Origin of the sequence: Paraburkholderia sp. RL18-085-BIA-A, assembly GCF_046027075.1 — a bacterium.
Classification (GTDB): Bacteria; Pseudomonadota; Gammaproteobacteria; order Burkholderiales; family Burkholderiaceae; genus Paraburkholderia.
On sequence record NZ_JARESU010000036.1, the window covers coordinates 19242 to 31329 of the forward strand.

Consider the following 12088-nt stretch of genomic DNA (forward strand, 5'->3'; position numbering starts at 1 on the left):
GAAGCCGGAGCGGGCGTCGGATGCATCATAGGTGACATGGGCACATCACCCCGGTGATTCCACGTTGTCCGCCGCGCTCCGGTGCCGGCTCGGTATGTCTTTGCTCACGCACCGGTTGCTGGTAACTCCAGAGAGCGCGCCATTCCAGCGGCTGGATCGCGGCGCGATAGATCGTCCACAGCCCCAGCGTGTTGTTATCGAACGGATGCAATTGCGGTTGCGTCAAATGCGGATAAAGCTTCAGCGAACGGCCGAGCGCCGTTTGGTTGGGGAACTGCTCGCAGCTGCGGTGCCACATGACGTGCAACGCTTGCGAGACGCCGTCCGCGATCGGTGCGGGACGGAACATCGGTGACTGTTCGCAGCGTCCGCGCATGCCGGCGCGCAGCGCGGCAAGCGCCGGGATATCAGCGGCCAGCGCGACGCCGCGGCACACGAAATCGTCCTGCTCCTCCGCGATGAACATCGCAAGTCCGACGTGCGACAGCGCGGTCGGGCTGCTGCGGCCCCGGCACCGTTTTTCGCGGTGGCGCCAGGGTCGGCACACCTATCCACAGCGAGTGAAGCGCGGTGGTGAGACCGGAAAACGGGAAGGTGTCGAGGCAGATATCCACGTGGTAATGCTGCAGCAGATAGACGGACACGCTCGCGCGCGGCCGGAAGTCGAACCGTTTGCGCGCGATGCCTTCCTGCGCGAACCATTCGACCAGCTCGCCGAGGCTACCGTCACGCCGCCCCCCGGGCGAGCATGACGCCCAACCCCAGCACATCACCTCGGTCAGCATTGACATGTCGCCCGCCTTCATCAAAGGCGGAAGCGTTCACCTGCCCAACGCTCGCCTCACTTTCGACAGGTTCCACGTCGTCGCCCAAGCGTCGTTTGCCCCGGGCACGAACGTGGCGGCTCGAACAGAAGACCGACCCGGATCTCAAGGCTGTGCGCCGGGCGCTGCTCAAGGACCGCGACCGGCTGTCCGTGGCGCAGCGCGCCCGACCTCGATGCGCTGGTCGCCAACGTAACGACAAAGCGTACCCCCCGCGCCTGGCAGTATCGCGAGGAATTGCGCTACGTCCTCAATCGCAAACAGATCAACGTCGTCTCCGCGATGCTCGAGTGTGGTGCACCGCCGTGATGCGCTCGACAGTTGAACCCACGAAGGAGGTGGCTCGCATGATCCGCAAGCACTTCGATGGCATCGTTGCCTGGACACCGACGCGCCAGCCCAACGGCTTCATGGAAGCTCTCGACGGCCTGTTTCAGACCGCCAGGCGACGCGCGCGGCTATGCCAACTTCACCACCATGCGCACTGTGCTGTTCCTGATCGCTGGCAAGCTCAACCAAGACTACCTCGAAAGCTCTCTCTGCTGCCGGGCTATGCTCGACGACCGATTTCTACGACTCTCGTTAGACCACAATATTTTCAAGGCCATCCCCAACGAAGAATGCCGCTTACGGTGGGTCGCGCGAGACCTCGCGCTGAAGTTGTCCCGTGCGCCAGCTTCAACGAGTAGCTGTGTAGTCCATGCTCGTAGGCTCGACGCTCATCATCCCGTGCTCGTATGCGAGACGTGCGTCCTCGTCGTCGTGGAATCGTTGGTCGAACCTGATGCGCGCATCCTCGCTGCCCATACCGACCTCCCGGCCAAGGTAATAGGCGGCCTGAATCGCTGTATCGCGGTTGGGATATGCGACGTACTGGTAACCCGCGATACCGGTTGTCAGTGTTGCGGTAATCAGTAGGATTAAAATCATTTTCGTTCCCTCAATGTGACCTCAACGCAGCACACGTGAAGCAATCGAACGTAGAACGCTGAATTTTCAAGTTATTTGGTTGATGTGTCAACTAAACAAAATAGGGGTCGTACTCGGAGTGCCACAGTGAGAGCAACGGAAATTCGGGCGATTCGTTGCCGCGTCAGGCGACGCCTTTGTAGGCAAGGGCGTAGCTGATGGCCTTTTCGTGGATCATCGTGCCCAGATCCAGGATGCTCGTCCCAACGGGGCGCGGGGCGGATGGCGCTGACGCGGCGGTTTGCGCGGCCGCGCTTACCACGTGGTCGAGGCAATCACGTAAGGCGCTTGCACCCTCGTTGCCCATGCAGGTGTTGTGCGCCTTTACGCCAATCTCCAGGGCTGTGGCGGTGACCCATCGTTCGCGCAACTCGGCAGACTGAACCACCGACGTCGAGGCCACCGTCACGACGAAAAGTGCCGCGAGAAGCTTGATCATGCGTTAGGTTTCCGTGCGGATGCCGGGTTGGGCCGACCAGTCGTCGTGGCCGTCCATCCAGCGGTACGGTGCGAAGCCGGATGAGATGCGGCAAATTCGACGACCGTCTTGCGCCACCGTTTGCCGGATGCAAACACCGCACCGACACTTGCGCCCGTTGGTGACACCAGCCTGCGCTTGAGCAGGCGGCCGCTCACAGTAAAGCACATAGCGTCGAACAGGGTCTTGGCGTGCTTGTCCAGTGCAAGCGGGTTAAACCACGACAAGGTGCCGGCGCTGTCGGCGAGGAACATGTAGCCCTGAACGTCGACGACCTTTAATCCGGCGCGGTCGCTCGCCTGGCGAATCAAGGTGACGTCACCGTCGCGGTCACGATCAACACGCATGCCGTCGGCAGTCTGAAGGGTCGATTGGAGGTCAAACAGTTGGGTAAGCATATTCGGTCTACCAGAGTGCATCACGCCCTTCATAGCGGCGCGCTGCGTCGGATCATCCACGCGCGAATGCGTCAACCTGACGCAGCCGTAGGGTCGGGGCTCCAAGAATCATAAGATCAGCCGATAGAAGATATCACAAATAGTAAGTTGTTAAATCAACCATGTACGCATACTATTTCCGATTGACCGAATCATGTCCCAGGGTTTGCCCGGACATCTTTGACGAAAGGAAATTCCCGGATGGACCACGGCGCTCGCCAGCAAGACGAAAAACTCGAAGTCAAAACAACGACCTGTTATATGTGTGCGTGCCGGTGTGGTATTCGTGTCCATATGCGCGAAGGGGAGGTGCGCTACATCGACGGCAATCCGGACCACCCCCTTAATCAGGGCGTGATCTGCGCTAAGGGTTCGTCCGGGATCATGAAGCAGTATTCTCCCGCGCGCCTGACGCAACCGCTGATGCGAAAGCCCGGCGCGGAGCGGGGCACGGCGCAGTTCGAGCCGGTTTCCTGGGAGGTGGCGCTCGACATGATCGAGAAGCGCCTCGCGCATCTGCGCGCGACGGACCCCAGGAAGTTCGCGCTTTTTACCGGCCGTGACCAGATGCAGGCGCTCACGGGCCTTTTCGCGAAGCAGTTCGGCACGCCCAACTACGCAGCGCACGGCGGGTTCTGCTCGGCCAACATGGCGGCGGGCATGATCTACACGATCGGTGGATCGTTCTGGGAGTTTGGCGGCCCGGACCTGGATCGCGCGAAGCTGTTCATCATGATTGGCACGGCCGAGGATCATCACTCGAATCCGCTCAAGATTGCCCTTTCTAAATTCAAGCGGGCAGGCGGCCGCTTCATCGCGATCAACCCGATTCGCACTGGCTACGCGGCGATCGCGGACGAGTGGGTGCCGATTCGCCCGGGTACGGATGGGGCGCTGTTCATGGCGCTGATCCACGAGATGATCCGGACCGACTCGTTCGACCACGAGTTTGTGAAGCGGTACACGAACGCTGGCGAGTTGCTGGATATGCGGGCCGACAGCGATTCGTTTGGTCTGTTTGTCAAGGATGGGTCGGCACCTGAAGTCAACCCGCTGTACCCCCAGAACCACATGTGGTGGGACGTTCAGACCCAGACGGCAGTGCCACACCATGCCCCCGGTGCTGAGCCCGCGCTTGACGGTCACTACGTTTTGCCCGACGGCAGTCCGGTCTCGCCGTCCTTCTCGTTGCTGCGCAAGCGTGTTGCGTACACGACACCTGAGTGGGCAGAGAGCATTACCGGTATTGCGGCGGACACGATCCGGCGCATCGCGGCCGAGATGGCACAGACCGCGCGCGATCACAAGATCACGCTGCCCATTCCGTGGACCGATTCGTGGGGCGTCAAGCATGAGACCGTGACGGGCAATCCTGTGGCATTCCATGCAATGCGGGGGCTCGCTGCGCATTCGAATGGCTTTCAGTCGATCCGCGCGCTCGCCGTGCTGATGTCGCTGCTGGGCACCATCGATCGCCCGGGTGGCTTCCGTCACAAGTCGCCGTATCCGCGCGCGGTGCCGCCGTCGGCGAAACCGCCTAACAGCCCGCATGACGTCAAACCGAATACGCCGCTTCCGGCTGGGCCGCTCGGCTGGCCTGCAGCACCCGGAGACCTCTTCATTGATGAAGCGGGCGAGCCGGTACGCATTGACAAGGCCTTCTCGTGGGAATACCCGCTGGCCGTGCACGGAACGTCATCACGAACGCGTGGCGCGGCGATCCGTACCCGATCGACACACTGCTGATCTTCATGGCCAACATGGCCTGGAACTTGTCGATGAACACCAGCGAGGTCCGCAAGATGCTGACCGAGCGCAGGCCTGACGGGCAATACAAGATTCCGTTTCTCGTCGTGTGCGACGCGTTCCAGTCCGAGATGACGGCGTTCGCCGATCTGATTTTGCCGGATACGACCTACCTCGAGCGCCATGACGCCATGTCGATGCTCGACCGGCCGATATCGGAGTTCGATGGGCCCGTGGACTCCGTACGCGTACCGGTGCTGCCGCCAACGGGCGATTGCCGTCCATTCCAGGAGGTGCTCGTCGAACTGGCGGGCCGGCTGAAACTGCCCGCGTTCACCAAGGCAGATGGTGGGCGCAAGTTCAAGGACTACCCTGACTTCATCGTCAACTTTCAGACCGCGCCGGATTCCGGCGTCGGCTTCCTGATTGGCTGGCGCGGCAAGGATGGTGACAAGGCAATGGTGGGTGAGCCGAATCCCCGGCAGTGGGAGGAGGACGCGAAGAACAACTGCGTCTTCCACTACACGCTGCCCGAGGAAATGCAGTACATGCGCAACGTCAACGGCCCGTACATGAAGTTCGCGGTCGAAAAGGGTTTCCGCAAGTTCGGCGAGCCGGTCATCATCCAGCTCTACTCGGATGTGATGCAGAAATTCCGGCTCGCGGCGCAAGGCAGGACGGCGGGCCGGCAGCCGCCCGAGCATCCGCGCAAGCGCGTCGAAAACTATTTCGATCCGCTGCCGTTCTGGTATCCGCCGCTCGAGCTGGGCTCGACCGACCTGGAGCGCTTCCCGCTGGCTGCTGTCACGCAGCGGCCGATGGCAATGTGCCACTCGTGGGACTCACAGAATGCATGGCTGCGCCAGATCCACGGCGAGAACTACCTGTACATGAGCCCACGCACGGCGCAGGAAAACGGTATCGAGGACGCCGGCTGGATCTATGTCGAGTCGCAGTGGGGCAAGGTGCGCTGTACGGCGCGCTATAGCGAGGCCGTTGAGCCGGGAACCGTATGGACGTGGAACGCGATCGGCAAGGCCGCGGGCGCGTGGAATCTCGGCGCGGATGCCAACGAGTCGCAACGGGGATCAGTGCCTGCGCTTTCTGCAGGAGTGGGCAACACCGCTCACCATGGTCAATTTCGTTCTGCTCGGTTGTGCATCGGGCTTTACGATCGCGACGGCTTGCGCGGCGCGACTGGCACCGGACCTCGTGCCGCCATTGGCAACCGCGGCTTGCGTCCTGACAGTGGTGGGTTGCGTGAGCCGCGTCGCCGCACTCGCGCACAATGAGCGGTTGCGCTCTCGTTCGACGCTGCAAAGTGCGACGGGCATCAAGTCTGGCAATGTCAGGCAGATTTCGCGCGGCTTTACGGCGAGCGCCTTCAACCTGCGGGAGTTCTTTCACGGACAGTCCGATGCAACGATGCGCTGGGTGAAGTGGGGGTTCCTCGTCGGTGCGTTCCTCGCACCCCTTGGGCTGCTCGCACAAGCGCTGCATCCCATGTCCGCAAAACTACTCATCGAGGCATGCGTGATCCAGTACGCGGGCCTGCTCGCCGAGCGCTGGTTTTTCTTCGCTCAGGCTCACCATCCGCAAAACCTGTACTACCAGCGCGCGGCTTGAAATTACATCGAACAGCCAGAATCGGAGGAGTAGATAGATCATGTCCACCAGACTTTTGGGCGGTACCGCCGCAGCGTCGAACAGCCAGGCCAGCGCGCAGCATGGCCAACGGACCCCACAGCGTATGGCGAAGGTGACTGAATCGCCACTGATCGCCGCTCGCGTGCGCGCCGACCGCGCGTGCGCGGCGGTCAACTGGATCCTGCTGGCGGCTTCGCTCGGTACCGGTTTGTACTTTGGTAATGGGCTGCGGGTGCTCGTGGCCGGGCTGCCGCTTGCGATTGTGTCGACCATCATGGCGTTTGCGATGCCTGGGCATCTGACGACCCGGCTTGTCTCAGCGATTACATTCATGGGCAGTGCCGCGCTGATGATCGACATCGGGCACGGCCAGGACAAGTTTCACTTCGTGGTGTTCATTCTGCTGTCGCTGCTTCTGGCTTACCGCGACGTTCGGGTCATTGTGTTGGCCACTGCGGTCGCGTCGCTTCAGCAACTGGCCTTCAACTATTTCCAGGAGTGGGGCTGGGGCGTAACCGCATTCACCCAGACCGGACTTGACGTGGTGGCACAGCATTGGGCATTTCTGTGGCTGCAGGCGTTGTTTCTCGCGGTAATCTCAATTCGTCAGGAGCGTGACGCGCGCGAGGCGGGCGAGCTGGCTGCAATGGCTCACGGCATCGGTCGGGAGTCTGGGTACATTACATTGAGCGACAAGACAGCACGGCCGGACGGCGAGGTGGCGGGGTCTTTCCACGCCACGCTCGGGGCCGTGCGCAAAACGCTCCTGCAGGTGCGCGACAGCGTGGGGGAAGTCGCGGGGTCCGTCGCCGGCATCAGCGAGCGCAACCTCGTTCTGTCGGATCGCACCGAGCAGCAGCGACGGTCCCTCGAGGGCGTCGTGGCGGCGATGGAGCAGCTCAAGCAGAGCGTGCACGAAAACGCGGATCACGCGACGGCGGCCAGCACGCTGGCGGCTTCGGCGAGTGACATTGCCACGCAGGGGCGTGCGGCGATCAATGCGGTGATCGATACGATGGGTGACATCTACAGTTCGTGCGAGCGCGTTACAGACATCATCGGGGTAATCGACAGCATTGCCTTCCAGACCAACATTCTCGCGCTGAATGCGTCCGTCGAGGCAGCAAGGGCAGGCGACCGGGGGCGTGGGTTCGCGGTAGTGGCTGCGGAAGTGCGTACCCTTGCCCAGCGCAGCGCGACGGCGTCCAAAGAGATCCGGGCTCTTATCGGTGAGTCGGTCGATCGCGCTCGCACCGGCAATGGGCTGGTTGAACGCGCAGGCAATACCATGAGCGAAGTGCTGGAGAGCGTCACGCGGCTATCTGCCATCGTTCATGAAATGGCGACGGCCACGGGAGCCCAGCGCAAGGGCATCGATCAGGTGGGGGACAACATCGCCGGCATCGACGAGGCGATCCGGGAAAATGCAGCTCATGTGGCTGACACCGTGGAACAGGTCAAGCACCAACACGGGCAGACCGACCTGCTGGCTCGCGCGGTTAAAGTTTTCCGGCTGGATTAGGCGCGAACGCGCTGGTCACAAGTGCGTCGCCAATGTCGGCGTTTAGCCGATCGGTCGGTTTTGTTGGCTCAGGCCCCGGGCGTCAGGATGGGGCCTGTGGCGTTATGTTGCCCTGTTGGCTAGAACGTCCAGTGCACGGCGCTTGCGGGGCAGCCAGGCTTGCAGGAATGGCGCGTCGACGTCCGCGTCAGCACAGCCTGGTGGGTTGCGGGATCGACCGGCTCATTGGTGCGGCATTTGCGGGGCCGCATGAGCATTTTTCTGTAAGTGGGTGTGAGTCGTCCTGGACGCGCCGTCACTGAGCTTTGTTTTCACGATATTCGGTAGGGGAGCAGCCGAACTTCGACCGAAACCATCGCGTGAAGGCACTCGGCTCGGAAAAGCCAAGCAGGCTCGATATCTCCGAAAGCTGGCGTTCCCGACGCTCCAGATATCGCGGCACGAGTTCGCCGCGGACCGCGTCGAGAATCGACATGTAGCTCAAACCTTCCTTGGCCAGATGGCGGTGCATTGTTCGACGGCTCATGCCGAGTTGTCCCGCGATGGTGTCGTTCGAGCTGCGGCCGGATGGCAGTAGCAGGAACACCAGTTTGCGCACCTCGTCCGACAGTGGGGCATCAGCCGCCGCGGTATCGACACTGCCGAGAAGTCGCCGGACGTATCCGCTCATCACCGGGTCGGCCGCGGGAAAGGGCAGGTCGAGATCGCGGACGTCGCACACGATGCCCGAAAACGACTGGCCAAACTTGAGGCTACTGCGTAAAACGCGGACATGGATGGCGCGATCGCGCGGTGCGTCGTGCGTAAAGCAGATGGTCCTCGGTTTCCAATCATCGCCGAGAAAGAAGCGCAGAAGGCGGACCATCACGGCCACGGCCAGTTCTGTCACCTGCCTGACCGGGACGACGCTGCCGCCTAGCAACTCCTCGCGGATGATTGCGACGTCGCCTTCTTCCTCGAGCGCGAGAAACAGCGCCTCGTTATGAAGATGACGAAAGCGCGCGGCAGCGTTGAGTGCGCGGCGCAGTGTGGGCTCGTCGCGTACGTAGAGCGCAAGCAGGCCCAGATTGGACGCGCGCCGCGACTCAGCCATGGTCAGCCCGAACGCCTCGACACCGCTTCGCTGAGCCGACATTTCGAGCAGCAGCGCGACCTTGTCGGCGGGAATCTTCAGATCGGACTCGGCAAGGCTGGCAGCAGGCAATCCCACTTCGGCAATCAGGCGATACGGGTCAAGGCCTGCCGCCCGAGCGGTTTCAGCGTAGTGAGTCAGGCTGGCACTGCGGACGAGTCTCGGCATCAGGGTGTTTCCGGGTGTGGCCAATAAGGATAAGCAACTGTCCCAATATGTCAAGCGTAGAAGCGGGCGGCTTTCTACACTGAGGCCATAGCGTCGCACGACGCCTGCGCAAAGGCCGGCGGCGTGCGACACATGTTGATTCCGTACTGGAGGCACGCAAATGACAATCAAAAACGCAACTGCCACACCTGTTTGTGACGCGCTACGCGCAACCGGCAACTGGAACTCGCAATGGCAGCCTTTTGCGGAACTTGATCCTGCCTGGACTGAAAAATTCATGGCCATGGCGACGGCGCCGATGACTTCGGGTGTGCTGGACCCGAAAACGGTCGAATTCCTCGCCATCGCCGTCGACGCTTCCTGCACGCATATGTATGGGCCCGGCGTGCGACGGCATATACGGAAGGCACTCGAATTGGGCGCGACCCGGGAGGAGATCACAGCGGTACTGCAGTGCGTTTCTGTGCTCGGCATTCATGCGATGAGTCTTGCGGCTCCCATCCTGCTTGAAGAGGCGGCAGTGCTTGAGCGAAACCTGGTGGAGAAATCAACAATACCGGTCGGTGCTGCTACCTGAATTTTGTGCAGCGCAAGCGCGAAACGCCGCGGGTGCCATTCGACCTCCTTTTTTCCGGCGCACAGCCCATTACGCGGAGCCAGTGTTAACGCGTAGTGGCGCCAATTCATAAAACAATGTCACCGAAAACGTAAACCGCATTGTCGGATTGCCGTATCGTCGCTGCAGTGATTCATCGTCCGTTGCGTCTACGTCTTCCTTACGCGCAGGGGACACCACGTGGTTGTCGTCCACCGCGGGGGCGCGATGGTCGTCCCGCAGGCGCATTCCACTTTTTTGTAGATTGAGAAACAACCTGGAAAACGAATCATGGCGAAGCGACGCTCTGAGCGCGCCGGAATTTTCGACGACAAGCGCTGAGCGCCGGATTCATCAGAACCATCCCTCGATTTCCTTCGCTCCCCCTAACCTGCTTCTGGAGACTTACCATGAACTTTCTCGACGGCTCGCTTTACACCGAGAACCAGCAACCCCTCATCATCACGGCCGCTCCCTATGCGCCGTCGTGGGTTCCCTCCGACTTTCCCGAAGACATCCCGGTCACGATGGAGCAGCAGATCCAGAAGGCGGTGGATTGCTACAACGCCGGCGCTACCGTGCTGCACCTGCACGTGCGCGAACTCGACGGCAAGGGCAGCAAGCGCCTGTCGAAGTTCAACGAACTGATTGCCGGCGTGCGCAATGCGGTGCCCGAGATGATCATCCAGGTGGGCGGCTCGATCAGCTTCGCGCCTGAGACCGAAGGCGCCGCGGCCAAATGGCTGAGCGACGATACGCGCCACATGCTGGCCGAGCTCGATCCCAAGCCCGACCAGGTCACTGTGACGATCAACACCTCGCAGATGAACGTCGTAGAGCACTGGGAGGATGATGATGTGAAGGGCACCTCGATGGCGGACCCCGAGGTCTACAACGCCTACAAAGAGATGACGGTGCCAGCGCAGCCAGGTTGGGCCGAGGAGCACATCCGCCGCCTGAACGAAGCTGGCATCCAGAGCGCGTTCCAGTGCTACAACATCAACAGCTTCGAATCGGTTGAGCGCCTGATTCGACGCGGCGTCTACAAAGGCCCGCTGGTCATGAACTGGGTGGCCATCGGTGGCGGCATGGACGCACCGAATATCTACAACCTGGCCAACTTCGTGCGCGCCACGCCGGACGGCGCCGTGCTGACGGTGGAGAGCTCGATGCGCAATGTGCTGCCGGTCAACATGATGGGCATTGCGATGGGCCTGCATGTGCGCTGCGGCATCGAGGATAACCTCTGGAACCAGGCACGCACGAAGAAGATGAGCACAGTCGAGCAGATCGAACAACTGGTGCGCATCTCGCGCGAGTTCGGCCGCAAGGTTGCCACCGCCCAGGAGGCACGCGAGATCAGCAAGATCGGCGTGTTCTACGACACGGTGGAAGAGACTCTGCTGGCAAACGGTTTCGCGCCGAACCGCAAGGGGGCTACCCAAGGCTTCCTGCGCAAGGCCGTCTAAACGACATCGGCAGCGATCGCGGCAACGGCTCTATTTCTGTGTCGGCTGTCCGTCGAGGGAAGCGCCGGCGAGGCAATTTGAGTGTGCCGACCCGGTTGTTGCAGTGCTGATCGAGACGCATCGGTGGTTGTTGGCCGCACCTATGCTGGGGGCTGATCGGGCAGGAAGACCCGATCAGCATCCCCTGTGCCGCCGAATACGCAGAGCGGCGCCGCTCGCGATAGTTGTTAATACTGTGCCATTTGCAATGCGCGCTGGGAAATAGCCGCCATACGGCCAAAAACCGGGTTGAAGAATGAGAAAAATTACGGCCGCGACCATGCTCGCCGTTCTGGTTTCGGGCTGTACCACCCAGCTCGAGCGCGAGGCCCAGGAAGATCGCGTTACGTTCCTTCAGTGCAAGGCTGCCAATCCGACCACGTGGGGCGAAAAATGCACGGCGGAAATGAACATGTATTTTCAGACCTCCGCTGCCGCGCAGGCTGATTCCGCACATCGCGCGCAACAGGCAAATGCTATTGCCTCAGGTATGCTCGCCGGGGCTGCAGTTGCCGCCGCCGGTGCTGCCGCCGCCGAGGCCAGTCGGCCCGTCTATTACGTGCAGCCTGTCGTGGTATGCAACCGCTGGGGTCGCTGTTACTAGGGACGGCGAGAACTTGTCGGAACGTGGCGCACCGTCCGGTTGGACGCCTTCCTGCAATGCGCATTCGATACCAGCGCCATTCCATTTACCTTTGCGTATTCCGACATCCGGAGTGATTTGGCCGCTTGTACCGAACAGCGCAGTCACTCAAAGCTCTGTCAACCGCCGGCAGACCTCTGGTCAACGATAAGAACTCGGCGTGGCACCGAAACCGATATTCATAGTCTTGCGGCTTCCGGGCAAAACCAAAACTGAACTCCCGAATTCAGTTTTGAAACGCACTGTTCGTTCCTACGCTTGGAAAACGTTGAATAATCAACGACATAGTTGCTTGAACCAAACTTGGTCCAATCCTTGCACATACCAAGGATTCTCGCTCGCATAGTGACGCGCGTTTGTATTTTTGCGCCACAGCCCGTTTATGGAGATGACCCGGCGGGCAGCGCATCATCTTAAAC

General features: G+C 61.2%; 12 protein-coding genes and 2 pseudogenes. 8 read left to right on the forward strand and 6 right to left on the reverse strand.

The window, feature by feature from the left end:
- Nucleotides 1-25: 25 nt before the first annotated feature.
- On the reverse strand, nucleotides 26-466 hold the full coding sequence (locus tag P0D89_RS23705; protein WP_408367418.1) for a hypothetical protein: 441 nt from the start codon (nucleotides 464-466) through the stop codon (nucleotides 26-28).
- Nucleotides 408-791, reverse strand: a complete 384-nt coding sequence (locus P0D89_RS23710) for a hypothetical protein (RefSeq protein ID WP_408367428.1) — start codon at nucleotides 789-791, stop codon at nucleotides 408-410. The genes P0D89_RS23705 and P0D89_RS23710 overlap by 59 nt, the downstream gene beginning before the upstream one ends.
- Here P0D89_RS23710 and P0D89_RS23715 point away from each other — a divergent pair.
- Both P0D89_RS23715 and P0D89_RS23720 read left to right on the forward strand, forming a co-directional pair.
- Nucleotides 790-1020, forward strand: coding sequence for a transposase (locus P0D89_RS23715; protein WP_408377352.1), 231 nt, complete (start codon nucleotides 790-792; stop codon nucleotides 1018-1020). The two genes, P0D89_RS23710 and P0D89_RS23715, sit on opposite strands and share 2 nt — an antisense overlap.
- Nucleotides 938-1513 carry a transposase gene (locus P0D89_RS23720; protein WP_408367416.1) on the forward strand — a complete coding sequence of 192 codons (576 nt, stop codon included), beginning with the start codon at nucleotides 938-940 and terminating at the stop codon, nucleotides 1511-1513. The genes P0D89_RS23715 and P0D89_RS23720 overlap by 83 nt, the downstream gene beginning before the upstream one ends.
- On the opposite strand, the gene P0D89_RS23725 is transcribed toward P0D89_RS23720, so the two are convergent.
- The 3 genes from P0D89_RS23725 to P0D89_RS23735 all read right to left on the reverse strand — a co-directional run bounded on the left by P0D89_RS23725 (nucleotide 1503) and on the right by P0D89_RS23735 (nucleotide 2669).
- Entirely contained in the window at nucleotides 1503-1754 is a 252-nt protein-coding gene (locus P0D89_RS23725) for a hypothetical protein (protein ID WP_408367414.1), read from the reverse strand. The genes P0D89_RS23720 and P0D89_RS23725 overlap by 11 nt on opposite strands.
- A 163-nt stretch (nucleotides 1755-1917) precedes the next feature.
- A complete protein-coding gene (locus P0D89_RS23730) occupies nucleotides 1918-2232 on the reverse strand; it encodes a hypothetical protein (protein WP_408367412.1) in 315 nt (104 codons plus the stop codon).
- On the reverse strand, nucleotides 2229-2669 hold the full coding sequence (locus P0D89_RS23735) for a hypothetical protein (RefSeq protein ID WP_408367410.1): 441 nt from the start codon (nucleotides 2667-2669) through the stop codon (nucleotides 2229-2231). The genes P0D89_RS23730 and P0D89_RS23735 overlap by 4 nt, the downstream gene beginning before the upstream one ends.
- Before the next feature lie 240 nt (nucleotides 2670-2909).
- On the opposite strand from P0D89_RS23735, the pseudogene P0D89_RS23740 reads away from it, so the two are divergent.
- The 3 genes and pseudogenes from P0D89_RS23740 to P0D89_RS23750 form a co-directional block, all read left to right on the forward strand.
- Nucleotides 2910-5539, forward strand: a pseudogene (locus P0D89_RS23740) (molybdopterin-dependent oxidoreductase); the annotation flags it as partial.
- A 7-nt stretch (nucleotides 5540-5546) separates the two neighbouring features.
- Nucleotides 5547-6080 (forward strand): annotated as a pseudogene (locus P0D89_RS23745) (DMSO reductase); the annotation flags it as partial.
- Nucleotides 6081-6135: 55 nt separating this feature from the next.
- Nucleotides 6136-7623 (forward strand): methyl-accepting chemotaxis protein, encoded by a 1488-nt coding sequence (locus P0D89_RS23750; RefSeq protein WP_408377354.1) that lies wholly within the window; start codon nucleotides 6136-6138, stop codon nucleotides 7621-7623.
- A gap of 295 nt (nucleotides 7624-7918) precedes the next feature.
- Here the strand turns inward: P0D89_RS23750 and P0D89_RS23755 are convergent, their stop codons facing one another.
- Entirely contained in the window at nucleotides 7919-9055 is a 1137-nt protein-coding gene (locus P0D89_RS23755; protein WP_408367406.1) for an AraC family transcriptional regulator, read from the reverse strand.
- A gap of 28 nt (nucleotides 9056-9083) precedes the next feature.
- Here P0D89_RS23755 and P0D89_RS23760 point away from each other — a divergent pair, with 28 nt between their 5' ends.
- The 3 genes from P0D89_RS23760 (at nucleotide 9084) to P0D89_RS23770 (ending at nucleotide 11630) form a co-directional block, all read left to right on the forward strand.
- Nucleotides 9084-9500: a carboxymuconolactone decarboxylase family protein gene (locus tag P0D89_RS23760; protein ID WP_408367404.1), complete on the forward strand. Its 417-nt coding sequence runs from the start codon at nucleotides 9084-9086 to the stop codon at nucleotides 9498-9500.
- A gap of 428 nt (nucleotides 9501-9928) precedes the next feature.
- Nucleotides 9929-10987, forward strand: coding sequence for a beta-keto acid cleavage family enzyme (locus P0D89_RS23765; RefSeq protein ID WP_408367402.1), 1059 nt, complete (start codon nucleotides 9929-9931; stop codon nucleotides 10985-10987).
- 319 nt (nucleotides 10988-11306) lie between these two features.
- Complete coding sequence (locus P0D89_RS23770; RefSeq protein WP_408367400.1) at nucleotides 11307-11630, forward strand: hypothetical protein; 324 nt, start codon at nucleotides 11307-11309, stop codon at nucleotides 11628-11630.
- Nucleotides 11631-12088: the final 458 nt, after the last annotated feature.

Excerpts from the sequence above, each read along its gene's own strand:
- P0D89_RS23715 (WP_408377352.1), top strand. The coding sequence starts at position 790 with ATGTCGCCCGCCTTCATCAAAGGCGGAAGCGTTCACCTGCCCAACGCT.
- P0D89_RS23710 (WP_408367428.1), bottom strand. The coding sequence starts at position 791 with ATGTCAATGCTGACCGAGGTGATGTGCTGGGGTTGGGCGTCATGCTCG.
- P0D89_RS23730 (WP_408367412.1), bottom strand. The coding sequence starts at position 2,232 with ATGATCAAGCTTCTCGCGGCACTTTTCGTCGTGACGGTGGCCTCGACG.
- P0D89_RS23770 (WP_408367400.1), top strand. The coding sequence starts at position 11,307 with ATGCTCGCCGTTCTGGTTTCGGGCTGTACCACCCAGCTCGAGCGCGAG.
- P0D89_RS23760 (WP_408367404.1), top strand. The coding sequence starts at position 9,084 with ATGACAATCAAAAACGCAACTGCCACACCTGTTTGTGACGCGCTACGC.
- P0D89_RS23765 (WP_408367402.1), top strand. The coding sequence starts at position 9,929 with ATGAACTTTCTCGACGGCTCGCTTTACACCGAGAACCAGCAACCCCTC.
- P0D89_RS23705 (WP_408367418.1), bottom strand. The coding sequence starts at position 466 with ATGTTCATCGCGGAGGAGCAGGACGATTTCGTGTGCCGCGGCGTCGCG.
- P0D89_RS23735 (WP_408367410.1), bottom strand. The coding sequence starts at position 2,669 with ATGCTTACCCAACTGTTTGACCTCCAATCGACCCTTCAGACTGCCGAC.
- P0D89_RS23725 (WP_408367414.1), bottom strand. The coding sequence starts at position 1,754 with ATGATTTTAATCCTACTGATTACCGCAACACTGACAACCGGTATCGCG.